This is a genomic window from Dyella amyloliquefaciens (assembly GCF_004296575.1).
GTDB lineage: Bacteria > Pseudomonadota > Gammaproteobacteria > Xanthomonadales > Rhodanobacteraceae > Dyella > Dyella amyloliquefaciens.
Map to the genome: position 1 here is coordinate 212,156 of NZ_SAYT01000004.1, position 26,456 is coordinate 238,611.

General features: G+C 65.8%; 25 protein-coding genes. 6 read left to right on the forward strand and 19 right to left on the reverse strand.

Annotated features, from left to right (window positions below; all coding sequences use genetic code 11):
* Positions 1-119: 119 nt before the first annotated feature.
* The 4 genes from EPB08_RS11290 (at position 120) to EPB08_RS11300 (ending at position 5,099) form a co-directional block, all read left to right on the forward strand.
* On the forward strand, positions 120-992 hold the full coding sequence (locus tag EPB08_RS11290) for a methylglyoxal synthase (protein ID WP_130619195.1): 873 nt from the start codon (positions 120-122) through the stop codon (positions 990-992).
* 48 nt (positions 993-1,040) lie between these two features.
* Positions 1,041-1,175 (forward strand): hypothetical protein, encoded by a 135-nt coding sequence (locus tag EPB08_RS21360; protein WP_267873349.1) that lies wholly within the window; start codon positions 1,041-1,043, stop codon positions 1,173-1,175.
* 244 nt (positions 1,176-1,419) lie between these two features.
* On the forward strand, positions 1,420-4,239 hold the full coding sequence (locus EPB08_RS11295) for a TonB-dependent receptor (RefSeq protein WP_165418487.1): 2,820 nt from the start codon (positions 1,420-1,422) through the stop codon (positions 4,237-4,239).
* A 98-nt stretch (positions 4,240-4,337) separates the two neighbouring features.
* Positions 4,338-5,099: an NRDE family protein gene (locus EPB08_RS11300; RefSeq protein WP_130619327.1), complete on the forward strand. Its 762-nt coding sequence runs from the start codon at positions 4,338-4,340 to the stop codon at positions 5,097-5,099.
* Positions 5,100-5,104: 5 nt separating this feature from the next.
* Here the strand turns inward: EPB08_RS11300 and EPB08_RS11305 are convergent, their stop codons facing one another.
* The 15 genes from EPB08_RS11305 to folE form a co-directional block, all read right to left on the reverse strand.
* Positions 5,105-5,527 (reverse strand): YchJ family protein, encoded by a 423-nt coding sequence (locus EPB08_RS11305; RefSeq protein ID WP_205746340.1) that lies wholly within the window; start codon positions 5,525-5,527, stop codon positions 5,105-5,107.
* Positions 5,528-5,618: 91 nt separating this feature from the next.
* Positions 5,619-6,212: a DUF938 domain-containing protein gene (locus EPB08_RS11310; RefSeq protein ID WP_130619197.1), complete on the reverse strand. Its 594-nt coding sequence runs from the start codon at positions 6,210-6,212 to the stop codon at positions 5,619-5,621.
* Positions 6,213-6,410 (reverse strand): hypothetical protein, encoded by a 198-nt coding sequence (locus EPB08_RS11315; protein ID WP_130619198.1) that lies wholly within the window; start codon positions 6,408-6,410, stop codon positions 6,213-6,215.
* 69 nt (positions 6,411-6,479) lie between these two features.
* Positions 6,480-7,058 (reverse strand): NnrU family protein, encoded by a 579-nt coding sequence (locus EPB08_RS11320; protein ID WP_130619199.1) that lies wholly within the window; start codon positions 7,056-7,058, stop codon positions 6,480-6,482.
* Between the two features lie 189 nt (positions 7,059-7,247).
* A complete protein-coding gene (locus EPB08_RS11325; protein WP_130619200.1) occupies positions 7,248-7,802 on the reverse strand; it encodes a HutD/Ves family protein in 555 nt (184 codons plus the stop codon).
* Positions 7,799-9,901 (reverse strand): ATP-dependent DNA helicase DinG, encoded by a 2,103-nt coding sequence (dinG, locus tag EPB08_RS11330; protein ID WP_130619201.1) that lies wholly within the window; start codon positions 9,899-9,901, stop codon positions 7,799-7,801. Before dinG ends, EPB08_RS11325 begins: the two co-directional genes overlap by 4 nt.
* Before the next feature lie 101 nt (positions 9,902-10,002).
* On the reverse strand, positions 10,003-11,637 hold the full coding sequence (locus tag EPB08_RS11335) for an NAD(P)/FAD-dependent oxidoreductase (protein ID WP_130619202.1): 1,635 nt from the start codon (positions 11,635-11,637) through the stop codon (positions 10,003-10,005).
* A 134-nt stretch (positions 11,638-11,771) separates the two neighbouring features.
* Entirely contained in the window at positions 11,772-12,425 is a 654-nt protein-coding gene (locus EPB08_RS11340; protein WP_130619203.1) for a DsbA family oxidoreductase, read from the reverse strand.
* Positions 12,426-12,545: 120 nt separating this feature from the next.
* The gene (locus EPB08_RS11345; protein ID WP_130619204.1) at positions 12,546-13,052 is read right to left on the reverse strand and encodes a DUF1993 domain-containing protein; all 507 of its coding nucleotides are present in this window, start codon (positions 13,050-13,052) and stop codon (positions 12,546-12,548) included.
* Entirely contained in the window at positions 13,049-14,398 is a 1,350-nt protein-coding gene (locus EPB08_RS11350) for a TCR/Tet family MFS transporter (protein WP_130619205.1), read from the reverse strand. Before EPB08_RS11350 ends, EPB08_RS11345 begins: the two co-directional genes overlap by 4 nt.
* Before the next feature lie 233 nt (positions 14,399-14,631).
* Complete coding sequence (locus EPB08_RS11355; RefSeq protein WP_130619206.1) at positions 14,632-14,955, reverse strand: EF-hand domain-containing protein; 324 nt, start codon at positions 14,953-14,955, stop codon at positions 14,632-14,634.
* A 2-nt stretch (positions 14,956-14,957) separates the two neighbouring features.
* Positions 14,958-17,750 (reverse strand): AAA family ATPase, encoded by a 2,793-nt coding sequence (locus EPB08_RS11360; RefSeq protein WP_165418488.1) that lies wholly within the window; start codon positions 17,748-17,750, stop codon positions 14,958-14,960.
* Positions 17,743-18,459: a hypothetical protein gene (locus EPB08_RS11365; protein ID WP_130619208.1), complete on the reverse strand. Its 717-nt coding sequence runs from the start codon at positions 18,457-18,459 to the stop codon at positions 17,743-17,745. The genes EPB08_RS11360 and EPB08_RS11365 overlap by 8 nt, the downstream gene beginning before the upstream one ends.
* Positions 18,452-19,747, reverse strand: coding sequence for a hypothetical protein (locus tag EPB08_RS11370; protein ID WP_130619209.1), 1,296 nt, complete (start codon positions 19,745-19,747; stop codon positions 18,452-18,454). Before EPB08_RS11370 ends, EPB08_RS11365 begins: the two co-directional genes overlap by 8 nt.
* Before the next feature lie 13 nt (positions 19,748-19,760).
* Entirely contained in the window at positions 19,761-20,363 is a 603-nt protein-coding gene (gene folE, locus EPB08_RS11375; RefSeq protein WP_130619210.1) for a GTP cyclohydrolase I FolE, read from the reverse strand.
* Between the two features lie 179 nt (positions 20,364-20,542).
* Here folE and EPB08_RS11380 point away from each other — a divergent pair, with 179 nt between their 5' ends.
* Positions 20,543-21,394 (forward strand): energy transducer TonB, encoded by an 852-nt coding sequence (locus EPB08_RS11380; protein ID WP_130619211.1) that lies wholly within the window; start codon positions 20,543-20,545, stop codon positions 21,392-21,394.
* Between the two features lie 8 nt (positions 21,395-21,402).
* On the opposite strand, the gene EPB08_RS11385 is transcribed toward EPB08_RS11380, so the two are convergent.
* On the reverse strand, positions 21,403-22,263 hold the full coding sequence (locus EPB08_RS11385) for a class I SAM-dependent methyltransferase (RefSeq protein ID WP_130619212.1): 861 nt from the start codon (positions 22,261-22,263) through the stop codon (positions 21,403-21,405).
* Between the two features lie 54 nt (positions 22,264-22,317).
* Positions 22,318-23,097 (reverse strand): hypothetical protein, encoded by a 780-nt coding sequence (locus EPB08_RS11390; RefSeq protein WP_130619213.1) that lies wholly within the window; start codon positions 23,095-23,097, stop codon positions 22,318-22,320.
* 138 nt (positions 23,098-23,235) lie between these two features.
* Here EPB08_RS11390 and EPB08_RS11395 point away from each other — a divergent pair, with 138 nt between their 5' ends.
* Positions 23,236-23,697 (forward strand): hypothetical protein, encoded by a 462-nt coding sequence (locus EPB08_RS11395; RefSeq protein ID WP_205746341.1) that lies wholly within the window; start codon positions 23,236-23,238, stop codon positions 23,695-23,697.
* Positions 23,698-23,706: 9 nt separating this feature from the next.
* On the opposite strand, the gene EPB08_RS11400 is transcribed toward EPB08_RS11395, so the two are convergent.
* Both EPB08_RS11400 and EPB08_RS11405 read right to left on the reverse strand, forming a co-directional pair.
* Positions 23,707-25,152 (reverse strand): DNA recombination protein RmuC, encoded by a 1,446-nt coding sequence (locus EPB08_RS11400; protein WP_130619214.1) that lies wholly within the window; start codon positions 25,150-25,152, stop codon positions 23,707-23,709.
* A gap of 68 nt (positions 25,153-25,220) precedes the next feature.
* The gene (locus tag EPB08_RS11405) at positions 25,221-26,438 is read right to left on the reverse strand and encodes a DUF2252 domain-containing protein (protein ID WP_130619215.1); all 1,218 of its coding nucleotides are present in this window, start codon (positions 26,436-26,438) and stop codon (positions 25,221-25,223) included.
* Between the last annotated feature and the right edge of the window lie 18 nt (positions 26,439-26,456).

Here is a 26,456-nt window from a genome sequence, read left to right on the forward strand (position 1 = left end):
CACAGCGGCGACGCCGATACGCTGCGGTCGCGCACCGGGTGCGCTCCTACAGGTGAAGCTATTATTCGCGTCGGCCGCCTTCGGGCGGTCGAACTTTCATCCCCCCCGGAGCGAACCCCATGCGCCTTGGCCTCGCCGCCAACCAACTCCATCACGCCCATGCCGATGCTGCACTGTTCCGCTGGCTGCGTGCCTGCGAAACGGGTATCCGTGAACTGGACTTGGGGCTGCATGCGGTAGGGCGGACTTATGACGCCATACTGCGCGCGGGTCATCTCGAAAACTTCCCGTCGCTGCATCGTTATCCCTACGGGCGCGAGGGTGGCCTGATGAAGCTCGTCGCCGAGGTCGTTGGCCTTGGCGAAGGGCGTGTACTGGATGGCGCCATCTACCTGATCGATCCGGTGGATCCATCGTCCATTTTTCCCGAAGCGATCGCGCTCAAGCGCCAGTGCGTCATCCATGGCAAGCCGTTCATCTCCACCGTCGCCACCGCGCGTGACTGGATCGAGATGGAGCGCGTGCACGCCGGATTGGCGCCCGACCCGGGTGCCGACAACCTGCACGCGTTGGAAGCGCAGACCATCGCCCTGATCGCGCACGACGCGATGAAGCCGCAGATGCTCGCTTATGCCGCCGAGCACTTCGATGTATTGTCCCGTTTTGCCCATCGCGTGGGCACCGGCACTACCGGCCAGCGACTCAACGAACTGGCCTGGAGCCGCGGCTGGCCCACCGACAGTGCATGGGTCGAGCGCTACCAGAGCGGCCCGATGGGTGGCGATGCACAGATCGCGGACCTGGTGCTCGAGCGGCGCTGCCAGCGCGCGATCTTCTTCGAGGATCCGCACGTGGCACGCCAGCACGAAGCCGACATCCAGCTTCTCGAACGCGCGGTCACCACGCGTACCGACGAGGCGGCGTGCATCACCTCGCCTCGCGTCGCCGCCCGTTGGGCGGAGGGTGTGCGGTTGCGGAGCGCGAGGCGCTAAGCCCCTCTTTTGCGCCCTCGAGGCGATGCGAAGCTGCGCGAATCCTTGATGGATTCGCTCGGTGTTGCCGATTTTATCGATGAATATGCTATGGCGCGGAATATGCAGGTGCTGCGCGGCAGCATCTCATATGGATGTCCAAACGAAATTTTTCGCGTGGCGAATGGGGTCGATCGGCAATGATCGTCACTGTACGTGGTGCATCGTCCTTTGCGTTTTGTGCTCGAGCGAAATTTGCGCAAGAAATTTCGCGCTGCTATGACAATGTGCGCTTGGCGTTATGTACTTGTGATGTGATCCGGCTGGTGAAATAGTCCACTCGCGCCTGACCGGAAACTAGCTGGTTTTTTCTCTTTCGACTGTCCCGATGCATTGCCGGGATAGGCGCATTCGGGCCGTCCCCAGGCCCCACAAAGAGGAGATCGCCATGAAGCGCAACAAGCTTGCCTTGTCGTTGGCCGGGCTTTTTCTCACGTCTACGTCCAGCGTCGTTCTTGCCCAGGACAATAGTCAGGCCCCACAGCCCCAGGCCCCGCAGGAGCAGCAGGCCAAGCAGCTCCAAACCATCACCGTGACCGGTTCGGCGCTGCCGCGCGTTGACGTGGAAACGCCTTCGCCCGTCACCGTGATCACCGCCGCGCAGATAGAACGTAGCGGCCTGAAGACGGTCAGCGATGTCGTGCGCGCTATTTCGGCCGACAACAGCGGCAGCATCCCCACGGCATTCACCGCGGGTTTCGCCGCCGGTTCGTCTGGCGTGGCGCTGCGTGGCCTGACCGTGAACTCCACGCTGGTGCTCATCGACGGACGGCGCAGTGCAAGCTATGCGCTGGCCGACGACGGTCAACGCACCTTCGTGGATCTCAATACCATTCCCATCGCGGCGGTGGAGCGCATCGACGTGCTGAAGGACGGCGCCTCGTCGCTGTATGGCGCCGATGCCATCGCCGGCGTGGTGAACATCATCCTCAAGCCCAGCTACACGGGTGGTGAGGCGACCGCCGAGGTGGGTACCTCGCAGCATGGTGGTGGCACCACCACGCGCTTTACGGGCCTGCTCGGTGGCGGCGACCTGGACAAGGATGGTCACAACGCCTACATCAGCGTCGAATATCAGAAAGACGACGAAATCATGCTCAAGGATCGCGGCTTTCCGTACAACACGACGAACCTGTCCTCGATCGGCGGCAACAACCTGATCCAGGGCCAGCCCAGCCTTAACCTCGGTTCGACCTACGGCACGGTGACGCCTGCCATGTTGACTCGCCCGGGCGATCTCACCTCAGGCGTGCCGTTGCCGGGCGCCGTCGCACAACCGTTGCGTCCGTGCGGATCCGATTCCACCCTGATCACGAACGACCCGAACAACCCCGGTAGTTACTGCGCGCAGAACCAGACGGGGCAAGACACCCAGATTGCGCCGGAGCAGCAGCGCCTGGGCTTGTATGGCCGCTTTACCGTCAAGCTGAGCGATGATGCGACGGCTTATCTGTCCGCCAGTTATTTCCAGAATGAAGTGCAGTCCACGGCAGTGCCTCCGCAGATCCAGAACAGCACACCGAAGAACACCAATGCGATCACCTTGCCGCCGACGTTGCCCGACGGGTCGCTCAATCCGAACAACCCGTTCGCCGCGCAGGGCCAGTACGCGCTGATCAACTATGCCTTCCCCGGCCTGCAGTTCGGCGCCATCGACGATACCAACCACAATCTGCGCGTCGCCGCCGGCATCAAAGGACGTGCCTGGGGTTGGGACTACGACAGCGCCCTGGTGATCAACCACACCTGGCTGGACGTCAACAACTACGGCTATCTCAACTACAACCAGCTGATCAGCGATATCACCAACGGCACCTACAACTTCATCAACCCATCGGCGAATTCGAGCGCCACGCTGGCGGCGTTGTCGCCGACCTTGAACAAGACCTCCACCACCGACATGGATTCGATCGACTTCCGTGCATCGCGTGAATTGTGGGAGATGGATGGCGGGCCGATGGGTCTCGGTGTCGGCGCCGACTTTCGCCATGAGGCACAGGACGATCCGGACCTGAATCCGGATCTCGCCGCACAAGGCCTGGGCATCGCGCACACCATCGGCAGGCGCAATGTCTATGGCGTTTACGGCGAAGTGGTGATGCCGCTGCTGCAGTCGCTGGAACTGGATCTGTCCGGGCGTTACGATCACTACTCGGATTTCGGCAGTAACGTATCGCCGAAGGCGGGCTTCAAGTGGAAGCCGATCGACATGCTGGCGATTCGTGGCACCTACTCGCAAGGCTTCCGTGCCCCGAGCTTTGCGGAAAACGGTTCGAGCGCCTCCGAAGGTTTTACGACCTATACGCCACCCGCGGACTTCCAGGCCGCCCACGGCAACAACGGTTATGTGCAGCCCTATCCGCTGGGCTTTCTCACCGCGGCCAACCCGAACATCAAGCCGGAGAAGTCGGAGAGCTATACGTTCGGCATCGTGATCCAGCCCTGGCAGCCGATCAGCCTTTCGTTGGACTACTACGACATCAGGAAGACGGGCGTGATCACGGCCGCCGACTCCAGCGCGGTGCTGGACGCGTATTACGCGGGCCTGCCGTTGCCGGCGAATACGGCTGTCATCGCGGACAACCCGGATCCGCAAAACCCGACCGCGCTGGCCAGGCCGATCGTGGTCGAGGCGTTGTACGTGAACGAGAATAGCCTCGAAACCAATGGCCTGGACGCCGACCTGCGTGGTGACTTCAAGTTCAACGACGACTGGCGCTGGATCAGCGAGCTCAATGCGACGCAGATCTTCGAGTGGAATCTCTATCTGCAGGACGGCTCGGAACAGCGCTTCGTGGGTACGCATGGACCGTACCAGCTGTCATCGGGCGCGGGCACGCCGCGCACGCGTGCATCATGGGCCAATACCGTGATGTGGAAGGCGCTGACGGTGACCGGTACGTTCTATTACACCAGCGGCGAGTCGTTCGTTGTGCCTGATATCCAGCCCGGGTGCTTCTCCACCAATACGATCACCGGTGCCAACTTCCCGGCGGACTGCCACATGTCGTCGATCACCACCTTCGACCTCACTGGCAGCTACGACTTCAACGAGCACGTCTCGGTGTTCGGTTCGATCATGAACGCGTTTGACCGCAAGCCGCCGCTGGATCCGATCAACTATGCGGCCAACAACTACAACCCGACGTATGGCTATTCCGGCATCGTGGGTCGCTTCTTCAACCTGGGCGTGAAGGTGAAGATGTAAGTCATCCGGCCTGAAGAGTTGTATGGCGGCGCACCACGGCATCGGGTGCGCCGCTTTTTTCGCTGGCGTTGGCGCCGATGCTTGCCGACAATGCAGGCATGTGCCTGATCGCATTCGCCTGGAACCACCATCCGCGCTGGCGCCTGCTGCTTGCCGGCAATCGCGACGAATTCCACGCGCGCCCCAGCGCACCACTCGCGCGCTGGTCGTCGCCCTCCATCGTGGCGGGCAAGGACCTGGAAGCCGGTGGTACCTGGCTGGGCGTGACCGACGACGGACGCTGCAGCGTGGTCACCAATGTTCGCGATCCACGGGATCCGCAACTGGGCCGGTCGCGCGGTCTGCTGGCGCTCGACTATCTGGGTGGCAGCGCGGATGCCACCGCGCATGCGCAAACATTGTTGACCACCGCGTCAGGCTATCGTCCCTTCAACCTGCTCACGTTCGATACGCGGGCGGCGTTCTATATCGGCAATCGTCCCGACGCACGGGCGCAGGCCATCACGCCGGGCGTACATGGCCTGTCAAACGCCGACTTCAACACGCCGTGGCCCAAGACGCATGCACTGATGCAACGCGTGCAGGCGTGGCTGGAAGGGGGGCAAGACGAAGACTTCGCGCCCCTGTTCGCCGCCCTGGCCGATCCCCACGCTTATCCCGACGACGAGTTGCCCGATACCGGCGTGGGCCTGGAGCGGGAGCGCTGGCTGTCTTCCGCCTTCATTCGCGGCGAGCACTACGGCACGCGGGCCAGCACGGTGGTCGCCATTGGCCACGACGGGCGAGGTGTGGTGGTGGAGCGGCGCTTCGGGCCGTTCGGCCGGGAAGAAGGCGAGACGGCGATTCCGGTTTCGCCCTGAGGGTGCTACTCGCCGGATCTGGCGGGGAATTCGCCATCCACGTAGAACCAACGGCCATCTTCGCGGACGAAGCGGCTGACCTCGTGCATGCGTTGTGCCTTGCCGCCGCCGTAACGCAGGCGTGCCACGAACTCCACGGTGGCCGTGTCGCCCTCGCTTTCATGACGCTTCACCGACAGGCCAAGCCAGGTCGGCGCGGGCTGCTGTGACGCCAGCTTGAGATGAGCCGGCCGCGTGCTGTGATGCCAGGTGGCGAGCAGATAATCCTCACGCTTGAGTACGTAGGCGCTGTAACGCGAACGCATCAGTTGTTCGGCGGTGGTTGCCACGGCCCCTTCGTGCAGCAGTCCGCAACAACGGGCATAGCCGGCGTCGTTCCCGCAGGGGCAGGGAGTCAGGGTGTCGATGGCTTGCACGTAGGGTCGCATGGCTTGGCTGGGGCGCGTCTCGGGGCGCCGCTGGCGAGCATCCTGACGCCTTTGCCGGCAAATGCCAATGGTGATCCATAGCCGGCGCGGGTCAGCGCCGGCGCTGCCATACCCGCAGGCGATTGTTGGCCGGCATCGCGATATCGTTGATGAGATCGAAGCCCGCCACTTCCGCCAAGGCATCCACCGCTTCGGCATCGCGGATGCGCATATGCGCCCCGCGGGCCTGCAGCCACTGGTCGAACTCGGCGTTGCTCTCGCTGGTGTAGCGGCCGTTGTAGTTGAACGGGCCATAGATGGCGAGGATGGCGTCGTCGGTGGTCACGCTGCCTATGCGGTCGAACAGGCGCTCGACCTCGTCCCAGCCCATGATATGCAGCGTATTGGCGCTGAAGACGGCGTCGTAATGGTGGAGGGGCCAGGTGCCGCCCACGTCCAGCTCGATCGGCGGGGGTGTGTTGGCTCGGCCGGCCTCATCCAGCCACAGGCGAATGCCGGGCAGGTTGTCCACGCGATCGGAGCATTGCCAGGTGAGCGCGGGCATCGCCTCGGCGAAATACACCGCGTGCTGGCCGGTGCCGCTGCCGATCTCCAGCACCTCGCGACGATCCGCGAACTGCTCGCGCAACACGTCCAGGATCGGATCGCGGTTGCGCTCGCAGGAGGGAGCGCTGGGCTTGTCCACTTACACCGGCCGGCCGCGCAGCACGCGGGCCGGCAGCATCAGCAAGGCGCCGAGAAAGGCAAACACGGCGCCCACCGTGATGCCGACCAGCCGCAAGGGCAGCGTCAGCAACCACACGATGGGATACAGCACGATCGCCAGCAGCGCGAGCGGCCAGCAGAACACCAGCAACAACAACCAGAGCAGGAAGGCGACCATGGCCCGATCCTCATGCCGGAAACCACGCCACTTTAGCCCAGCGGATCGTGGTGTCGTAGATGACTACTTTCACCCCATGGGCTTCACGCCGATCAGCCAGCCGTGCAGCCAGAACGCGAACACCGCCCAGAACACCATGCCAGCCACCAGCGCGATGACGTCGCCCTTCACCGTTCCCGCCGGATAGCGCACGCCTGCGGCGCGATCACGGCGGCGGGCGCTGATGAAGTCGACCACGGCCCACAGCAGGAAGGCTCCAAATAGCACCACGTCATGCAGCATGCCGGTCGCGAGCAGATGGCCGAAGGCCCAGGTTTTCACGCCGGCCAGCATGGGATGGCCGAGCTTCGCCTTGAAGTGATTGCCGGGCACATAGGCCGCGATCACCAGGACGAAGGCGATCAGGGTGAACAGCGCATTGAGATGGCGCAGCCACATCGGCGGCACATACAACAACACGGGTTGCTGGCGGGCCAGCCCGAAGCCCCAGATGATCAGTGCGAAGCCAGCGATGGATACCAGCGTATAGAGCCCTTTCCAGCCCTTTTCGCCGAGCCGGGCGATCTGCCGGCTGCGCCAGTCGTTGGCAAAGATGCGGATGGAATGCGAACCGAGGAACAACACCAGACCGAGGATCAGCAGCGTCATGGGCTCACCTGAGAGGTTGGCGGAACGACCTGATCATACGGGCAAGCGGTCGCCGGGTGATGACAGCGGCTTCCAGCCTATCCACTTGTAGGAGCGCACCCAGTGCGCGACCGCGGCGTATCGGCTTCACCGCTCCGTTGGCTTTTCGCGCACTGGGTGCGCTCCTACAGCGGTAGAGGGGGGCTACCCTCAGCGCGGCCGCACCAACGCCAGCAGCACGACGCTGCCTTCGGCCAGCTTGAACGGACTGCGATCGGGCAGCCACGCGTCGCCGGCCTGCAGATCGCCATCGATGGTTGTCACCGAACCACGTGCGACGTAGATCAGCACGCACGAAGGATCCGGCTCATGGCTGCCCGGTTGATCGATCGTACGCACCTCGCCCTGTCCCCACGCGCGGCGAACCATCAGGTTGAAATCCCGCGTGGCGCCGCCGGCCATCGTCACTTCCACGCGCGCCTCGCCCGCAAAGGCGAACGGCTCGAACGGCAACACCAGCGCATGCTCGCGCGCATCGTCCAGCGTCATGGTGAAGCCGTCGCCTTCCAGCAGCACGATCTGTCGATCGATGCCGGGAAAGGTGGAGAACGGCGCGGCGCTGTTCACCTCGGCCACGCTGACTCGCCACAGGAAATCCTCGCTGCCGGCATTGGCGGGAAAGCGCGCGATCTCGCGCGTGGTGCCCATGCCGTTCTTCCACGGCTGCGGTTGCGTGTCGGCGGCGCGGATGACGTGAAAGCTCATGCCACTTTCTCGATGACGCGGGTGAAGGGCGGCAGTGCCTTGAGCATGCGCTCGCCGTAGCGCTTGAGCACGACGCGGCGATCCAGCAGCACGATGCGGCCGCGATCGGTCTCGGTGCGGATCAGGCGGCCGCAATACTGCGTGAGCAGGCGCGTCGCTTCCGGCACGGTGACTTCGATGAAGGGATTACGGCCGCGCGACTCGAGCCATTCCGCGTAGGTCGCGCCCACCGGATCGGTGGGTACCGCGAACGGCAGCTGGGTGATCACCACCGTTTCGCACAGCTTGCCCGGCAGGTCGAGGCCTTCGCCGAACGAGGCGAGGCCGAACAGCGTGCTGCCCTTGCCTGCTTCAATGTCGGCGATGTGTTCGGCCACCAGCTGTGCCTTGCCCAGCGAGCCTTGTGCGCGCACCTTGCGCACGTATTCGATCGGCAGCTTCTGCAGCACGCGATCGAGTTTCATGCGCGAGGTGAACAACACGAGGTTGCCGGCCGACCAGTCCAGGTTTGCCGAAAGCCAGTCGCAGATTTCCTGCACGTGCTCTTCGCGCGCATCGGGCAGCGCGCGCAGCGCCGGCACTTCGAGGCGCGCCTGCGCGGCGAGGTCGAACGGGGAGGGCAGGCTCAGCGTCACCGCTTCGTCGGGTAGGCCGACGGCATCGGCAAAACCCCGGAAATTGCCGCCAGCGCTGAGCGTGGCGGAGGTCATTACCGCGGCGCTCGCGTTGCCCCACAGCACGCTGCGCAGCAGGCCGCCCGCGGAAACCGCGGAGGCATGGCAGATCAATTGCTGGTCGGAACCCAGTGTCACCCAGCGTGCGAGCGGCGGTGCGTTGTCACCATCCGAGGCTGACCACGCGCGCCACGTGCGCAGCTGACGGTCGATGCGCTCCAGCGCTATGCCCAGCTCGCGCGACAGCGCTTCATGCGTGGGGCCGCTCTCGGTCATCTCGAGCACCGCGCGGCGCACGGCGCCGACCCAGCGCTCGATCTCGCCGGTGAATACGTAGAGTGCGCGGGCGTGCTCCACCCACGCTTCGGGCAACTGGCCGAGCGAGCCGCGATACATCGGCTCATTGTCGTCGGGCGAGGGCAGCCAGCCGAGGCGGATTTCCCTTTCCAGTTCTTCCAGCCCGTTGCTGAGCTCCTGCAACTTTTCGTCGCCGGCATCCAGCGAGAGTTTGCCGATCACTTCCTTGTCGGTGAGCGAATACGCGGCGTGGATCTGCCGGCCCAGGCGACTCAGCTGGCGCACGGCAGCGGTCATGTAGACCTCGGCGGCGCCGCGATCGATTGCCTTCGACGGGACGTGGTGACCTTCGTCGAAGATGTACAGCGTTTCGTCGGGCTTGGGCAGGATCACGCCGCCGAAACCGTCTTCCTCGCGCGGCATGGTGAGGTCGGCCAGCACCAGGTCCTGGTTGGCCACGATGATGTCGGCGTCGCCCACCGCGCGGCGCGCGGCGAAGAACGGGCAGTTCATGAACAGCGCGCACTTGCGGCCGGTGCAGCCGCCCGCGCTGGTGGTGATCATCGGGCGCAGCAGGTCGCTGATCGGTTCGGGCGCGGCGTCGATGTCGCCGTCCCATTCATGGCGATCGAACAGGTCGGCCAGCTTGGACAGCGCCTTCTTGTCGCGTTCCTGCGGCGGCTTGGTCCACAGCGCCAGGTCGGCATCGAAGCCGAGGCCCATCTGGGCCGTCTCGTTGAGGCTGTTGCTGGCCATCGCGAGGTTGCGCGGGCACAGGTAGCGGCCGCGGCCCTTGGCCAGTGCCACCTTCGCCTCGGTGCCGTTGAGCTTGAGGTACAGCGGGATATCACGCTGCACGAGCTGCTCCTGCAGCGCGACGGTCGCGGTGGCGATCAGCAGCTTCTTCTTCTGCGCGCGCGCCACTTCGACGCCGGCGATCAGGTAGGCCATCGACTTGCCGGTGCCGGTGGGCGCCTCGATCACGGCGGCGCCACCTTCCTGTGCCAGTGCCTTGGCCACCTCGGCGATCATCTTTCCCTGCGACGCACGCGCTCGGAAGCCGGGCAGGCCGTCCTTCAGGCGCGTATAGGAGGCGCGGATCGCGTCTTTGGTGGCGTCAGTGAGCATGGGCAGATCGGGGCGCGAGGGTTCGCGACGGCTGGCCATTCTCGCATGCCGGGGACCGGGGTGCCGGCCCGGCATCCCCGCTCCGCCGGAACGGCGTGGGATCAGAGGCCAGCGTTGATCCGTAGGGCGACAGCCTCGGCCACGCGGATGCCGTCCACGGCCGCCGAGAGGATGCCGCCGGCGTAGCCAGCCCCTTCGCCCGCGGGATACAGGCCCTGCGTGTTGAGGCTCTGGTAGTCGTCGCCACGGCGGATGCGCACCGGGGACGAGGTGCGCGTCTCCACGCCGGTCAGTATGGCGTCGCGCATGGCGAAGCCCTTGATTTGGCGATCGAACGCCGGCAATGCCTCGCGGATTGCCTCGATGGCGTAATCGGGCAGGGCAGGCGCGAGGTCGGTGAGATGCACACCGGGCTTGTACGAGGGCTGCACGCTGCCGAATTCGGACGACGGCTTGCCCGCCAGGAAATCGCCGACCAGCTGGCCCGGCGCGCTGTAGTCGCGCCCGCCGAGTTCGTAGGCACGCGATTCGAGTGCGCGCTGCAGCGCGATGCCGGCGAGCGGACTGCCGCTGTCGTCGAAGGCGGCGAAGTCTTTCGGATCGATGCCCACCACGATGGCCGCGTTCGCATTGCGCTCGTTGCGCGAATACTGACTCATGCCGTTGGTGACCACGCGCTCCGGTTCGGATGCAGCGGCCACCACGGTGCCGCCCGGGCACATGCAGAAGCTGTACACCGAGCGGCCGTTCTTGCAGTGGTGCACCAGCTTGTAGTCGGCGGCACCGAGGATCGGATGCCCCGCCTGCGGGCCGAAGCGTGCCTGGTCGACGATCGACTGCGGATGTTCGACGCGGAAGCCGATCGAAAATGGTTTGGCTTCCATGTATACGCCGCGCTCGTGCAGCTGGAAGAAGGTGTCGCGCGCACTGTGGCCCACGGCGAGCACCACGTGGTCGCTCAGCAGCTGTTCGCCGCTGGCCAGCACCACACCGCGGATCTGGCGGGTGCCATCGGCATCGGTGTCGACGAGGAAATCATCCACGCGCTGCGAGAAGCGGATCTCGCCGCCCAGCGACTCGATGGTCGCGCGCATGTTCTCCACCATCGTGACGAGGCGGAAGGTGCCGATGTGCGGCTTGCTGACGTAGAGGATCTCTTCCGGCGCGCCGGCCAGCACGAATTCGGTGAGCACCTTGCGACCGTGATGGTGCGGATCGGAAATCTGGCTGTGCAGCTTGCCGTCGGAGAACGTGCCGGCACCACCTTCGCCGAACTGCACGTTGGATTCTGGTTCGAGCTTGCGCTTGCGCCACAGGCCCCAGGTATCCACGGTGCGTTCGCGCACCGCCTTGCCACGGTCCAGGATGATGGGGCGATAGCCCATCTGCGCCAGCAGCAGTCCGGCGAACAGGCCGCACGGTCCCATGCCGATCACGATGGGGCGCTGGGCCAGATCCTCCGGCGCCTGCGCCACGAAGTGGTAGCTGGTGTCGGGCGTGGGCTGTACGTGCTTGTCGTCGGCATGGCGCTTGAGCACGCCGGCTTCATCGGCCAGTTCCACGTCCAGCGTGTAGATCAGCTGGATGGCGCCGCGCTTGCGCGCGTCGTAGCCGCGGCGGAACACATGGACGGCATGCACCGCGTCCTTGCCGAGCCCGAGCTTCGCGCGCACGGCGGCCTCGACCGCCCCTTCGGGGTGGTCCAGCGGGAGCTTGATGTCGGTGAGTCGGATCATGCGGGGAGGGCGTCGGACGTGGATAGTCCGGCATTTTCGCATGGTCGGGCGGTGGGGCGGGGGTGGGCTGCGGTTGGCGGCCGCGGTCGCGCACTGGGTGCGCTCCTACAGGAGGGGCATCGCAGTCCGGCGGGTTACCCTTCGGCGGCGATCTTGCGCAAGGTCTGTTCGAAGACCTCAGGCGGTTGGCCGCCCTGGATCAGGTAGCGATCGTTGATGATCACCGACGGCACGGCGCGGACGCCCTGCGACTGGTAGAACTGCTCCTGCGCACGGACGTCCTGCGCATAGCGGTCCTCGGCCAGCACGTGACGCGCCTCGACCGGGTCGAGGCCAACCTGTGTCGCCACATCCACCAGCACGTCGCGCGAACTCACATCGCGTCCTTCGGTGAAATAGGCGGCGAGCAGCGCCTGCTTCAGTTCGGGCTGGCGCCCCTGCAAGGCCGCCCAGTGCAGCAGGCGGTGGGCATCGAAGGTATTCACGATGCGCTTGCGGCGGTCCATGTTGAAGGTGAAGCCGACTTCGGCGCCGCGCTGGCGGATCGCTTCCTGGTTCTGCTCCATCTGCTCCGGCGTGCTGCCGTACTTGCGCACCAGGTGCTCCACCACGTCTTCACCTTCCGGCGCCATCTGCGGATTGAGCTCGAACGGCTGGAAGTGCATCTCCACCGCGACGTCGTCGCCCATGCTCTGCAGTGCGCGCTCCAGCGACTTCAGGCCGACGGCGCACCAGGGGCACACCACATCGGAAACAAAGTCGATCTTGAGGGCAACGGGAGCAGTCATGGGCAATTCCTCTGGGACTTCCTCTTCATGGGTACGCGGCCGCCCACTATCAAGAGTTGATGGATGCCGGCCCGCCGCGCCGGATGTCGGCGGGTCGACGGGCCGTGCAGCGGCGAGCGATCAGGCCTTGCCGATGAAGTCCGTCTTGCCGAGATCGGCGCCGGCCTCACGCAGGATCGCGTAGGCGGTGGTGCAGTGGAAGAACAGGTTCGGGATCACGAAGTGCAGCAGGTAGCCCTCGCCTTCGAAATGCTGTTCGCCGCTGCGCATCTTGAGCGTGATCGCACGGGTTTCGCTGCCATCGATCTGGTCGGGCTTGAAGCTCTTGATGTAGTCGATCGCGCGATCGATGCGCGCATGCAGTTCGGCGAAGCTGGCTTCGTTGTCCTCGAACTTCAACGGATCCACGCCGGCGAGGCGCGCCGCGCCGTTCTTGGCCATGTCGGTGGCGATCTGCACCTGGCGCGTAAGCGGCAGCATGTCCGCCGTCAGGCGCGCGCCCAGCAGCAGCGCGGGTTCGTACTTGCGTGCCTCGGCATGTGCCTCGCCCTTGCGCAGCACATGCTGCAGATTGGCCAGCGCGCGCAGGAAAACGGGAACAGAGGCCTGGTACATCGACAAAGTCATGGGGATTGCTCCGGTGGTTCAGGGGTGGTGACGGTGCCTTGAAGCGTGACGACCGAGGAAAGCTCGCCCGTCCCGCTGGTATCGGTGGGGGAATCGGCCTGGGCCAGATCGCCCGTGTGACGGGTAACGCGCATGGCGAGCACCGTGCCGACCGCCAGCAGGCCGGCCGACAACACGAAGGCCAGGCCGGGCAAGTGGACGGGCGACGAAGGCGAGATGGAAAACGAGAACACCTGGGCGAACAGGAACGGGCCAAAAATGCCGGCGAAGCTCGCCAGGCTGCTGATCGCACCCTGCAGGCGGCCTTGTTCGGAAGGATCGACCTGATGCGTCATCAGCGACTGGATCGGCGGTTGCGAAAGGCCCCACAGTGCCATGAGGGGAATGCCGAGCAGGAACACCGTGCCGCTGCTGGCCAGGCCCATCGCCAGGAACGAGCCGATGCCGCACAACATGCCGCCGAGCATCAGCCGCCGCTCGCCGAACTTCGGCGCCAGCTTGCGGGTAAGCACGGCCTGCACGAACCCATCGCATGCACCCATCAGCATCAGCACGTAACCGACGGCCTGCGGACCCCAGCTGTAGCGGTAGTCCGCGTAGAGCACGAAGGTGGTCTGCAGCACGTAGTGCGCGAGGTAGACCAGGAACATCACCACCGCCAGGCCCATCACCAGCGGATAGCGGCGCACCAGCTTCAGCGAGCCCAGCGGATGCGCGCTGTGCATCTCGAAGCGCTTGGTGCGGCGTTCCTTCGGCAGCGATTCGGGCAATACGAACAGGCCGTACATGAAATTGCAGGCAGCCAGCGCCGCAGCGACCCAGAACGGCAGGCGCAGGTGGATGTCGCCCAGGAAGCCGCCGAGGCCCGGACCGATGATGAAGCCCAGACCGAACGCGCTGCCGAGGATGCCGTAGGCCGCGGCGCGCTTTTCCTTGGGCGTGATGTCGGCGATGTAGGCGTTGGCCGTGGTGAAGCTGGCCGCCGTCATGCCCAGCAGCACGCGGGCCAGGAACAGCAGCCACAGCGTGGGCGCCAGCGCGAGCACCACGAAGTCGATGGCCAGGCCCGCGTTGGAGATTAGGATGACCGGGCGGCGCCCGAACCGGTCCGACAGCGCCCCCTGCACCGGCGAAAACGCAAACTGCACGATGGCGAACACGGTGCCGAATACGCCCACCCACCAGGCCGCCCTGGCGATGCCGCCACCGGCCAGCTGTTCGATCAGGTGGGGCAGCACCGGAATGACGATGCCGAACGCGAGCATGTCCAGCACCACGGTGATGTAGATGAACACGAGCGCGGCCCGACGGCGCGGATGGAGCTCGTTGATGGTCGGCTGATCCATGGGCACGGGGTTCGCGGCGAAGGTCGAACCATAGCCGATTGCGCGTGACGGGGCGTGTGCGGTGCGGCAGGCGTTTCCCCAGCCCTCAGGAAGAGATCGGTGAAGGCTCTTCCTGTAGGAGCGCACCCAGTGCGCGATCGGGAGGTTGCCGGGACCTTCGCTCCGTAGGCTTTTCGCGCACTGGGTGCGCTCCTACAAAGGCGGCTGGTGACGATTCGCCCGGTAAGATTTCGTCAACCTTGCGGCGGCTGGGTCAGCTCATGCGCGTCGAGATAGCCGTCGTGGTTGCGGTCCAGCTTGTGGAACTGGCGGCGCAGGTTGTCCTGGTATTGCTTGAGCGTGATCGGCTTGCCGTGCCCACCCGGCAGTTCATCGGCTTCCAGCACGCCATCGCCATTGCGATCGAGCCGCTGGAAGCCTTCGCTCAGGTGCGCCACGTACTCGGCCTCGCTCACGCGGCCGTCGCCATCGGTATCGAACAGTCGCAGGTACTCGGCCGGCGTGCTCTGCGCATGCACCAGTGCGGGCAGCAGAAACAGCAGGCCGAGGCGGCGCATGGTCAGGCGGCCTCGGTGCGACGGCGCAACACCGCCAGCGGCTGGGCCCAGGTGGCGCCGGGGCGGCGCTTGCTGGTCACCAGGGTGAGGTCGCTGGGCTGGAACACGTTGATGTTGTGCGTGGCCGGCGTGGTGAGGATGTACTGCGCGCGGGTGGACTTGAGGAACGCGCCCACCTTGTCGATGTTGAAGATGTCCAGGTGCGCGAACGGCTCGTCGATGAACACGAAGCCACCGGGGCGGTCCTCGTCCCGCATCAAAGCGACCAGCAACAGCAGCGACTTCATCACCTGCTGGCCGCCGGATGCCTCGCCGTCGTCCATACCGATCCAGCCCTTCTTGTCGAACTCGAAGCGCACGTTGAGCCCGGCTTGCGCCAGCGCCAGGTCTTCGTTGGAGAGCTCCGGCAGTTCCGTTTCCACACCGATGCCCGCCAGATCGGCCAGCACCTTCAGGTTGCGCGCGTAGCGCTTCACCGTATTGCGGAGCACGTTGAGGTACGCGCCGCGTGCCTCGTGCGTGATGCGGGCCGCGCGCTCCAGGTGCACGCGGCGACGCTGCAGGTCGCCCTTCAGGCCGTCATGGTCGTTGGCGTACTTGTCGCGCAGCGGAAGCACGCCATCGTCGGTTTCCCAGTGGCCTTCGTTGAGGCGGCGCTCGATGCGGTCGATCTCGCGACGCACGGCCGCGGGCGATTCATAGCGCTCGCGCAGCTCCAGCATGGCCTTGCGCGCGCGATGCACCGGACGCACATGGCTGCGTTTGTGGCGGAAGGCCTTCAGGCGGTCGACCTGTTCGTTGCGGAACTGGGAGAACTGGCGCGCGCTGTCGGCCAGTTGCTGCTGTGCCTGGCGATGCTCGCGGGCCTCGTTGTCGCGCCGGCGAGAATTCTGCTGGCGCTTTTCGCGAACTGCTTCGTAGTGTGCTTCCGCGGCGGCATAGCTGTCGGCGCAACGCTGCACGTCATCCTGCAGCGCAGGTTGAGACTCGTGCGCGGCCGCGAACTCGTCGGCGCGGTCGGCCAGCTGGTTGCTGGCGTTGGCGCCGCGCAGCAGGCTTTCGGCGTCGCTGGCCTGCTCCTGGTAGGTCTTGCGCTTGTCGCCAATGGCGCGCAGCTGCTTCTCGATCTGTTGCAGGCGATCTTCGCCCTCGCGCAGCTGGCGCTCGCGCGCAGCACTGCCAAAGTAGACATCGTCCACGCCCAGGTGACGACCACCGCGGCGTTCGCGGAAATAGCCCTGCGGGGTGATCCAGTCCTGCTCCTTGCCCAGCTTCGCGCCGTCGGCCACGTCTTCGACGCGGCGGATGCGGTCGAGCTGGCGCAGCAGCCATTCCGGTGCGGGTGCGGTGAAGTCCACCACTTCCAGCAGCGAGCCACGCGTGGGTGCCGTGGTCGGCGCACGCTCGGCCACCACGAAGTGCTTGTAACGATGCTGCTCGCCCAGGCGCCACGCAGCTTCGCGATCGCGTGGATGATCGAGCAGCACGACATGGCGATAGCCAGCGAGCACGGCTTCCACAGCCGCCTGCCAGCGCGGCTCGCTGATCTCCACGATCTCGCTGAGCATGCTGTGGCCGATGCCCGCGTCGTCCAGCGCGCGGCGGAACGACTGCTCGAACTCCGGCGTATAGCGTTGACCGCGGCGCCAGGCCGCCAGCTGTGCGGTCAGCGTGGACAGCTGTTCGCGCAGGCGTGCCTCGTCGTTCTGCAGGCGACCGAGCTGGCTGCGCGCTTCCACGAGTTGCTTGCCCTGCTTTTCGTGATCGGCACCGTCCTGCTCGGAGACCAGCTTGCGCAGGTGCGCTTCCTGCTTGAGCAGGGTGGCATTCTCAGTTTCGGCACGGCGCGCCTCGTCCAGTTGCTGCTTGGCCTGCTGGCGGACCTGGTCGGCCACGTGTTGCTCGCCGCGCAGCGATTCCTCGCCCGCGTCCAGCGTCTGCAGTCCAAGCTGCAGTTCCACGTCGCGCGCCGACAGATCGCGACACTTGCGCTTGAGGCCGAGCAACTGCGGGCGCGCGCCGCGGATCGCGGCGTGCAGTTCTGCCAGTTCCGTCCGCGGCAGGGTCTCGGCCACCAGGTCGGTGTGCTCGTGCTTGAGCGCATCCCACTCCTGCCAGGAACGCACGCGGCCCTCGGCTTCCTGCAGGCTCACGCCGATCAGTGAAAGCTGGTGCTCCAGGCCGTGCAGTTCACGATCCGCTTCGGATTGTTCATTGCGCGCGCGCTGGTAATCCTCCAGCACGGTCTTGTCGCCGAACACGTCGAACACCAGGTCGAGCAGCGACTTCGGTGGCAGCTGGCACAACTTGTCGGTGGCGCCCTGTTCCAGCGTCAGCACGCGGCGGATCGCCTGCGACAGGCCGGCGCCTTCCAGGCGCACGCGGTACTCGCGCAGGCCAAGCCAGTCGTTGCGCGCCTCGATCTCATCGATGCTCACGTCACCGCCCAGCACCGAGTATTGGCGCTGCCATTCGCCGCCCTTCTTCTGGATGCGCATGGCCAGCGTCACTTCGCTGTCCATGATCGGGAAGAACGGGCGCTCGCCGCGCGGGCCCGGCAGGTTGCCCACGCGGGCGCGCAGCCACGCGAAGGGCTTGCCGTTGTGGCGCAGGTAGCTCTTGTAGTCGCGGTTGCCGGCGCAGTCGATGGTGAGCAGGGTGCGCAGCGCATCCAGCAGGGTGGTCTTGCCCGAACCGTTGGGGCCGACCACGGTGACGATGTTGGTATCCAGCGGCAGGCTGAAGCGCTGCCAGTAGTCCCAGTGGATGACTTCGAGGCTGCGGAAATCAAACATCGTGGCTCGCCTCGCTGTCTTCGGATTCGTCGGACTCTTCGTACAGCGGCTCGTCGCTGTCGCCGATGTCCTCGCGCGGCGTGAGGCCGGCCAGCAGGTCGCCCAGCGCGCCATCGAGGATGCGTCGTGCGGTGCGCTCGTAATCGAACACCAGGTCGAGCAGCGGGCCTTCGGCCAGCTCGCCCTTGCGGCGGATGATGAAGCCGTGGCGGCTCAGCACGCCGAGGTTGAAGTTCACGCGCGTCTTGCCGCCGAGGCGGTCGCCAAAGTCGGCCAGCAGGGTGCGTTCGGCCACCACCGGCGACAGTGACGCATCCCGCGAGATGGGCTTGGCTTCGGCGAACATCTGCGTCTGCGAGGCGTCCGCTTCGGCCTGCTGGCGGTCCAGCTGGCGTTGGCGCTTGGGCAGCACGATCAGCGCCCACAGCACCACCAGTAGCGCCACGGCATCGCGGTCGAGCTGCAGCGTATTGGAGATCCAGCTGTCGCTGCCCCCGAACACGCTGCGCTCGGCGCTGCGCGTGATGGCCACGCCGATATAGGCGGAGTAGGGGTGTTCGCGCAGCTCCAGGCCCACCGCGGCGAGGCGGCGGTCCAGTTCTTCGCGGAAGGTTTCGTCGAGCAGCGCCTTGCGGGCCTGCGCGTCGTCGCGCGGCAGCCAGCGCTGCGACAGCAGGCGCGCGGTCAGCGCGGCGATGTCGTCATGCATCGTTGGTTTCCTTGGGATGCAGGCGGCCCGCGCTTACCAGCGCGATCGCCGCCAGGCCTGGGTCCACCAGGCGGGGTTCAATTTCCAGCTGCAGCGGCAGACGTGCGAGATCGGCGGTCGGGCCCTGCAGGGCGGAGGACTCAGGGTCGCCGAGCAGGCCGAGCAGCGAGAGGCGATAGGCACTCAGCGCGTAGTCGTCGCCACGCAGCGCATCGCGCAGCTCCAGCGGTGTACTGACGGCGGCCAGTACGCCATGCCAGTCGAGCAACGGCGAGAGATCTTCCTCGTCGATCGGCAGGTCGTGCGTGGTGGGTGTTGCTTCGGCGCCGGGCAGCTCGGTGTTTTCGGCGGCGGCGCGTTCGCGCTCCAGCAGTTCGTATTCAGCCACGTCGAGCGCGATCTGGTCCTGCACGAACGGTGGATGCAGCGGCAGCAGGTGCGCTTCGTCCGCGTGCTGGGCCAGCGTATCGGCGGTGAGCGAACGCAGCCAGGCCACCAGGTCGGACGAGGAGAGACCGGTGCGGCCCAGGTGCACGCGATGCTGGTCGATCTTGTTGAGCTCGCGCTGGAACACGCCGGCCTGGCGCAGCAGCGCACTTTGCGCGCGGCCCACGGCCTGGGCGAGTCGATGCGTGGAGGAGTCCAGGTCTTCGCTGTCGGCGATGGCGCTCACCACCTCGGTGCCTTTCTCCACCCAGGTCCACACCGATTCCAGGTGCAGGGCGGCGCGGCGGATGCGGTGCTCGGAGCCCGACAGCACGGCGCGGTCGAAATCTTCCTTCAGCTCGGACAGACGCGAAAGCAGGTGGCCCAGCTCGTCGGCCGAGATGCGACCCACGGCCTGGCCGGCCGCCAGCTGCGCGGTGATGTAGCCGAGGCCATCCTCATCGTCGCGCTCGAATTCCAGCAGCGTGGACACGGCGGCCAGCGCCTTGCGGCCCAGCGGACTCACGCGGTAGCGCAGCGTCTCGCTGTCCCAGGTCAGCAGCTCGTGTTCCTTCAGGCGCTGCACCACGGTTTCCAACTTCACCGGTTCGACGAAGGCGAGCTGGTCGCGGATTTCCGCGGGCGTCCATTCCGGCGCATGCGCGCGTGCACCTAGGGTGCGCAGCACCAGCAGGCGCAGCAGCACCTGGGCGTCGCCACCATGGAACAGCGCGCTGAAGGCGCGCAGCAGGGCACGACCGCGCAACAGCGGAAACACGGCCGGCAAGTCTTCGGCGGAGATACCTTCGCGCAGTACGTCCTGCAGGCGCTCGTCGGCGCCCGCGTTATCGATCGGCAACATCAAGCGCGAGGCTTCAGCGGCCAGCGCCGTGGATGCCGATGAACTGCAGGAACTCCGCACGCGTGCGCGCGTCGTCGCGGAACGCACCGAGCATCTGGCTGGTGACCATCGACACGCCGCGCTTGTGTACGCCGCGCGTGGTCATGCATTCGTGGCTGGCATCGATCACTACGGCCACGCCGGCCGGGTGCAGGTTCTCCTGGATGCACTGGGCAATCTGCGCGGTGAGCTTTTCCTGCACCTGGAAGCGACGTGCATAGGCGTCCACCACGCGGGCCAGCTTGCTGATGCCCACCACGCGGTTGGTCGGCAGGTAGCCCACGTGGGCGCGGCCGATGATCGGCGCCATGTGGTGCTCGCAATGGCTTTCGAACTCGATGTCGCGCAGCACGACCATTTCGTCGTAGCCGGCCACTTCCTCAAAGGTGCGGCGCAGGTATTCGCCCGGATCGACGTCGTAGCCGGAGAACCAATCCTTGTACGCCTTCACCACGCGCTTGGGCGTATCGAGCAGACCTTCACGGGCCGGATCCTCGCCCGACCAGCGCAGCAGGACGCGTACGGCCTCCTCGGCCTGTTCGCGGGTGACTTCGGTCGACTCGTTGCGCTCGGTCATGCGGGTTCCTTCGGGTACGGCTTTTCGGACGCGCCAGTGTAACGCGGCCGTCAAGCTTTCGGCCGTGGGGACGATGCTTGTTTCGCTGGATCAATGACTTGGCTGCAGGTTCGGGTCGTGCTTACGGGGGACTGCCGCTGGCGGGTAGACTTCCTCCCGAGTCAAAGGGAGCGTTGGATATGAAGCTGGGAAGCTGGATGGGATGTTGCCTGCTGTCGCTTGCGGCGTTGGGTGCAGCGCACGCGCAAAGCGTGCGCAAGACGGCCGAAGCGAGCATGGTGCTGACGGGCACGGTGGACGTGAATCCGGATGGGAGCCTGCACGGCTACACCATCGACAAGCGCGAGCTGGTGCCGTCGGACGTGGCCGCCATCGTCGACAAGAACGTCTCGCGCTGGACCTTCAAGCTGTCGTCTCCGACGACCGAAGTGATCCATACCAAGATGAGCCTCCTGGTTCTGGCCAAGCCGATGGGAGACGACAAGTACTCGGTGACCGTGTCGGGTTCGTCATTCGGCGAGAACGACGGAAGCAATGGCGAGTCGGTGAGTTACAAGTCGCATAAGCCGAACCCGACCTACCCCAAGGCAGCGGTGAGCGCGCGCGTCAGCGGTACGGCGTTCCTGCTGCTGCGCATCGGACGCGACGGCACCGTGGAAGAAGCTGTGGCAGAGCAGGTGAACCTCGACCAGTACGGCACTGCCAATGAAATGCGCCAGTACCGCAAGATGCTGGCGGATGCCTCCCTGCTGGCCGCCAGGCAATGGACTTACAACGTGCCGACCCACGGCAAGAGCGTCAACGACCCATACTGGCAGGTGCGCGTGCCAGTGAGCTTCAACCTGCTGCCGTTCGGCGAGCGACCCAAGGAAACCTATGGCCGCTGGCATGGCTACATCCCCGGTCCGCGCGAGACTCCTCCGTGGATCAGCCAGACCTTGCTGGGCGAAGCGCCGGATGCCATGCCGGACGATGGGCTGCATGCCGGCAACTCGGCACTGCGCCTGGCCACGCCGCTGGGTGGGAGCTGAGTAGCCCCTTAGACTGGCGCTGCTCGAAACACCGCAATCCGGTTGGCCTCGCTGGGGCCAACCGCTGTCAACCACGCTTCGGATTCGACCACGCTCGTGCACGGACCGAACGTGATGATCCGGATGGAACGACGTTCCGATTCGCGGCGCAACGCATCGAGCACGCCGCGCAGGATCGCACCGGTGAACGGCGTATAGAGATAGAACACGGTGCCGCGGGACAGGTCCGCATCGCGGACGTCCTTCGCCTCGAAGGTCACTCTGTCGAGGTGCAACGATTCGGCGCAGCGTTGCGCCAGCCGGGCGTAGATCCGCTCCCGTTCGATGCCGACGCAATGCGCGCCGCTCAGAATGGCAACCAGCATCGGCACGTGCCCGAGGCCCGAGCCCAGATCGACAAGAACGTCGCCGTCCGTGAGGCCTGCGCGCTCCACCAGGTCAAAGATGTGCCGCACCGGCGTCGGTTGATAGAACACCATGCCGGGTTCCAGCGGGGCGATCCCGTCGGCTGGTTCGTCGAAGGCGAGGACGTCACCGATCAGTGCATCGAGGTGGTCGTAACCCTCAGCGGCGTCGATGTCGCCCCCGGGCGACCAGTGACGCAAGGCCTGCATGCCAATGCCGCGCCTGATCTCTGTGCGAATCGTTTCGCAGAGCTGCCGCTGGGCGCCGAATAGTCGCGCAAGCAGGGCTTTTGCCCGCTCATGCAGAGGATCGGATTCCGGGGCGTCTTCCAGCCATTCCTCCAGCCATTCGATCGCGCGGATGCGCTCGCGCAACGCGCCGGGCGGCTCGAGCGAGCGATCCCGTTCGAGCGCATCGATCAGCGCATGGGAGGTATCTGGCGTCGGTGGCGCGTCATGGGTCATGGCGCGCGCATGCTGCCACGCGACGGCGAGTCGTGGGTGAACAGCATGAAGTCATCAACGCGGATCGGGCACGAAATGGCCGGGGAACGGATCGGGCCGTGACGGCGGAGTGCGCTCGCTCGAAGGGATGACGCCCTGTGCGACCAGCCGCTCGCGCGTGTCGTAGTACAGCGTGATCACGTCGTCGGGTGTGGACGAGGCACGTTCGAAATCGGTATAGCTCACCACCGAGGTTTCGCGCGGACCGTGTCCGGTGCCGATGGGGCCACTCTCCGATGACAGCGCCTTGGCGAGCGGGGCCGGTGTTGCGGGGGCGTAGCGCATCTGGTCAAGCGGGGCGCTTGATGACTCCTGCGGCAGGGGCCTAACGGGCATAGGCATGGGCAAGGGGCGCGGACGAAACACAGCCATGCCGATCACGCCGACGTTGTCCGGTCGTCCCGTGCGTGACGCGTAGCTGCGCGACGCATCGGCGAATACGAAATCCGCCACTTCGGAAAGACTCTTGCGCCAGCCGCGGATCTCGGTGGCGGCGAACGGGTCGAGCACATAGCCGGTCTGCGACCAGTCAGCGGTATCGCCGGAGAGGACGTTCACGCCATCGACGGAGAGGACGCCGAGCACGCGTCGGCCTTCGAGGCTGTGTAACTGGATCTGGTAGCGATGGCCGGGCTGTCCCGCCACGTAATAGCGCCCGTCGTAGCGATAGACCGGCAGCTCCTGCTGCGAGGTGCGGTCGTAGACCTTGAGGTCCACCAGCCTGCCGACGGCGCCAGTTTGGGTGCAGGCTGCCAGCGCGGCCATCCCTAGGAAGCATTTCCATGCGGTGTTCATGCGGTGACTCCGGCAGGCATCGAAGACCGATGCATACCGTGGAACGAAGCACGCGGCGGAATGGGGTTAGCCTCTCGCGGTACTCAAGTTCCCGGGCAACCGGCCGATGCGACTGGCGACCTCTCAAAAGGACTGAGCGTGAGCATCGGCATTCACCTGGACACGTCCACCATTCCGCTGACGATCGCGGGATCGTCGTCAGGCGCGGCCTCCGGCTCGTCGGATCCATCCTCCTCGACACAGGCGGCTTCCGCCTCGGGGAAGACCTCGGTGACAAAGGGAGCGGCAAGCGGCGGTGGCGCCAGTCCTGCGTCGGGCAGTTCCAGCAGCGACAGCAGCACGGAAAGCGCGACGGTAAAGGCCCTGAAGCGAGAAATTGCCCAGCTGCAGAAGCAGCTCGCGCAGGAGCAGCAGGCGCTGCATGCGGCGACGTCGGGCCACAAGGCATCGGACCCGGCGAGCATGGCGCGGATCTCCGCCCTGCAATCGGCCGTGGCGACCACCAATGGCCAGCTGGAAACCGCCGTCACCGCGCTCTCGGCGGCGTTGCTGGAAGAGGGCACCAGCAGCAGCGGTTCGCTGGTCAGCACCTCGGCCTGACGGCGCGGATCAGCTTTCCGCGTCGTCTTCGGTGTTCTCTTCGAGTGCGGGCGCATCGCCCAGCAATTGCTGGGCCTCGTGGCCGGGCAGGGTTTCCACGCCGCGCAGCTTGCGTTCGATCGCGCGCGTGCGCACGCTGGCCTGATCGATAACGTTGCTTGCTTCGTTGAGCTTCTTGCGCGTTTTCTCCAGCACGGTGCCGAACTTGCTGAACTCGGTCTTCACCGCGCCGAGCAGCGTCCACACCTCGCTGCTGCGCTTGGCGATGGCCAGCGTGCGGAAGCCCATCTGCAGGCTGTTGAGAAGAGCCGTGAGCGTGGTCGGGCCGGCCACGGTGACGTGGTGCTCGCGCTGCAGGGTTTCGAACAGGCCCGGGCGGCGGATCACCTCGGCATACAGGCCTTCGGTGGGCAGGAACAACACGGCGAAATCGGTGGTGTGCGGCGGCGCCACGTACTTGCTGCGGATCCGCTTGGCTTCCTCACGCACGCGTGTTTCCAGCGCGCGACCGGCGAGTGCGGCGGCGTCCGCGTCGGCCGCTTCCTGTGCGTCGAGCAGGCGCTGGTAATCCTCCACCGGGAATTTCGCGTCGATCGGCAGATAGAGCTGCGCGGTCTCGCCCGAGCCGGGCATGCGCACGGCGAATTCCACGCGATCGTTGCTGCCGGGAATGGTGATCACGTTCGAGTCGTACTGTTCGGTGGTGAGCAACTGCTCCAGCAGCGCGCCGAGCTGTACTTCGCCGAGGATGCCGCGCGTTTTCACGTTGGTGAGCACGCGCTTGAGGTCACCCACGCCGGTGGCGAGGTTCTGCATTTCGCCGAGGCCGCGCTGCACCTGTTCCAGGCGCTCCGAGACCAGGGCGAACGACTGGCCCAGTCGCGTTTCCAGTGTGGTCTGCAGCTTCTCGTCGACCGTGGCGCGCATCTGCTCCAGCTTCGCCGCGTTGTCGTCCTGGATCGCCTTGAGCTTGGTTTCCAGCGTGGCGCGCACTTCGTTGAGGCGCTTTTCGTTGTCCGCGGTGAGCGCGGCCAGGCGCTGCTGCTGCTGTTCGCCGAAATGGTTGAGCGTGAGCGTCTGTTCCTCACGGCCGCGACGTGCGTCCTCGGTCAACCGCTGCGCCAGCGTTTGCAGGCCGGTGTCGGTGCGCTCGGTGAGCACGTCCAGGCGCTGGCCGAACTGGCCGATGCGCTCGTGCTGCTGCGTGCTCATGCCGCCCAGCTGTTCCTGCACGACCGTACGGAACTGACCCAGCGTCTGCGCCATCTCGCCACGACCGGCACGCTGTTCCTGGGCGAGCGCATCGCGCAGGTGGCGGTTGTCGTCCTTAAGCGCATCGAGTCGTGCCGTCAGGCCGCCGTCGTCGCGATGACGTTGCAGGTTCATCAGCTGCAACACGATCAGCGCCAGCACGGCGACGACGAGCACGATCAACAGGATTTCAGTCACGGACATGGCGGCACCTGGCAGTACAAGGCGCCAAGTGTACGCGTTGTCGTCTCAGGAGCCGGGATTCCGACGGGTTACGCCTTGGGCGCCGGGAGGCGGAACGCGCCCTGGTCGAAGGCCTTGCAGTAGGTCTTCCAGTCGCGCCGGACCTGCTTCGTGCAGTCCTTGGCCACGCCGAGCAGTTGCGTGGGCCAGCGGCGTTTTTCGCCGAACGCCATCAACTGGTCGGCTGTGGCGGCGCCTTCGCGGCCGCTGCTGCGCAGCTGGGCCCAGGCCACCAGCTTGCCCATGGTTCCGAGCACGCCTTCCAGTCGATCCAGCTTGCCGCCCCAGTCGGTGAGCGCCAGGCGATCCTCGGTGGGCTGCAGGCCGCGCAGCACGTACGACTTCTGTCCCATGGTGACGGCGCGGAAGAACGCCGGGCTGATGGCCTGCATGCGCGCCTGCACCGATACCACCCGCTCGGCTTCGCTACGCCACTGCGGCTGGCGGATGCCCAGGTGAGGTACCAGCGAGGAGGGCAGCGCCTGCTTGAGATCGAGCAGGTAGTTGCCGTCGGGCGATCCCTTGCCTTCAATCAGGACGGCGTAGCGGTCGACGCCCAGGCTGCCCGTGCCGGCGATGCGTCGTGCCACGTCGAGCACGCGATAGAAACGCGGCTTGTCTTCCCTGGCGGCTATGCGGTCGATCAGGGCGGTGACCTTCTCGCGCTGCTTGTCGGTAACGGGCAGTGCGCGCCGTCCGTCGATGCGCAGCGTGCGGTGCTTGCCCTTGCGCACGGTGCGGCTGTCCAGGAAATGCGGGCGCAGGCGACCGCGCAGGCTGCCGAGCAGATCGCCCACCATGCCGCTGGCCATGTCGCGCTCAACCCAGCGCGCTTTGCCCATGCGAAGCTCCGCCGCGTAGCTGTCGAGGAAATCGCGGCAGAGATGGTTGGCCTGGGAGGTATTCAGGTTCAGGCTGCTGGCGGCCATGTGCACGCTGGTCAGCAGGCGCACCAGCTCCCAGGAACTGGGTGCGAGCGCGGCCTCGTCGAAATCGTTGAGGTCGAAATAGACGAGGCGATTGTCGCCCTTGTAGCTGCCCATGTTCTCCAGGTGCAGGTCGCCACACACCCACACGGGCGGCGCCTTGGCGAGCCACTTCGCCTCGGGAAGCTGTGCGTAGAACAGATGGCAGGTGCCGCGCAGGAACGTGAACGGGTCATGGCGCATGGCCATGTACTTGCGCTGCAGGCGTTCGGGATCGCGCTTGGCGTTGTAGTTGCGGATGGAATCGACGACATCGGTCATGTCAGGCCCTCCACGCAG

Excerpts from the sequence above, each read along its gene's own strand:
- EPB08_RS11400 (WP_130619214.1), bottom strand. The coding sequence starts at position 25,152 with ATGTCCGTGACTGAAATCCTGTTGATCGTGCTCGTCGTCGCCGTGCTG.
- EPB08_RS11385 (WP_130619212.1), bottom strand. The coding sequence starts at position 22,263 with ATGACCCATGACGCGCCACCGACGCCAGATACCTCCCATGCGCTGATC.
- EPB08_RS11305 (WP_205746340.1), bottom strand. The coding sequence starts at position 5,527 with ATGCGACCCTACGTGCAAGCCATCGACACCCTGACTCCCTGCCCCTGC.
- EPB08_RS11405 (WP_130619215.1), bottom strand. The coding sequence starts at position 26,438 with ATGACCGATGTCGTCGATTCCATCCGCAACTACAACGCCAAGCGCGAT.
- EPB08_RS11365 (WP_130619208.1), bottom strand. The coding sequence starts at position 18,459 with ATGCATGACGACATCGCCGCGCTGACCGCGCGCCTGCTGTCGCAGCGC.
- EPB08_RS11300 (WP_130619327.1), top strand. The coding sequence starts at position 4,338 with ATGTGCCTGATCGCATTCGCCTGGAACCACCATCCGCGCTGGCGCCTG.
- EPB08_RS11315 (WP_130619198.1), bottom strand. The coding sequence starts at position 6,410 with ATGGTCGCCTTCCTGCTCTGGTTGTTGTTGCTGGTGTTCTGCTGGCCG.
- EPB08_RS11290 (WP_130619195.1), top strand. The coding sequence starts at position 120 with ATGCGCCTTGGCCTCGCCGCCAACCAACTCCATCACGCCCATGCCGAT.
- EPB08_RS11370 (WP_130619209.1), bottom strand. The coding sequence starts at position 19,747 with ATGTTGCCGATCGATAACGCGGGCGCCGACGAGCGCCTGCAGGACGTA.
- EPB08_RS11355 (WP_130619206.1), bottom strand. The coding sequence starts at position 14,955 with ATGCGCCGCCTCGGCCTGCTGTTTCTGCTGCCCGCACTGGTGCATGCG.
- EPB08_RS11335 (WP_130619202.1), bottom strand. The coding sequence starts at position 11,637 with ATGATCCGACTCACCGACATCAAGCTCCCGCTGGACCACCCCGAAGGG.
- EPB08_RS11340 (WP_130619203.1), bottom strand. The coding sequence starts at position 12,425 with ATGACTGCTCCCGTTGCCCTCAAGATCGACTTTGTTTCCGATGTGGTG.
- EPB08_RS11380 (WP_130619211.1), top strand. The coding sequence starts at position 20,543 with ATGAAGCTGGGAAGCTGGATGGGATGTTGCCTGCTGTCGCTTGCGGCG.
- EPB08_RS11345 (WP_130619204.1), bottom strand. The coding sequence starts at position 13,052 with ATGACTTTGTCGATGTACCAGGCCTCTGTTCCCGTTTTCCTGCGCGCG.
- EPB08_RS11350 (WP_130619205.1), bottom strand. The coding sequence starts at position 14,398 with ATGGATCAGCCGACCATCAACGAGCTCCATCCGCGCCGTCGGGCCGCG.
- EPB08_RS11325 (WP_130619200.1), bottom strand. The coding sequence starts at position 7,802 with ATGAGCTTTCACGTCATCCGCGCCGCCGACACGCAACCGCAGCCGTGG.
- folE (WP_130619210.1), bottom strand. The coding sequence starts at position 20,363 with ATGACCGAGCGCAACGAGTCGACCGAAGTCACCCGCGAACAGGCCGAG.
- EPB08_RS11360 (WP_165418488.1), bottom strand. The coding sequence starts at position 17,750 with ATGTTTGATTTCCGCAGCCTCGAAGTCATCCACTGGGACTACTGGCAG.
- EPB08_RS11390 (WP_130619213.1), bottom strand. The coding sequence starts at position 23,097 with ATGAACACCGCATGGAAATGCTTCCTAGGGATGGCCGCGCTGGCAGCC.
- EPB08_RS11320 (WP_130619199.1), bottom strand. The coding sequence starts at position 7,058 with ATGACGCTGCTGATCCTCGGTCTGGTGTTGTTCCTCGGTTCGCATTCC.
- EPB08_RS11295 (WP_165418487.1), top strand. The coding sequence starts at position 1,420 with ATGAAGCGCAACAAGCTTGCCTTGTCGTTGGCCGGGCTTTTTCTCACG.
- dinG (WP_130619201.1), bottom strand. The coding sequence starts at position 9,901 with ATGCTCACTGACGCCACCAAAGACGCGATCCGCGCCTCCTATACGCGC.
- EPB08_RS21360 (WP_267873349.1), top strand. The coding sequence starts at position 1,041 with ATGGATTCGCTCGGTGTTGCCGATTTTATCGATGAATATGCTATGGCG.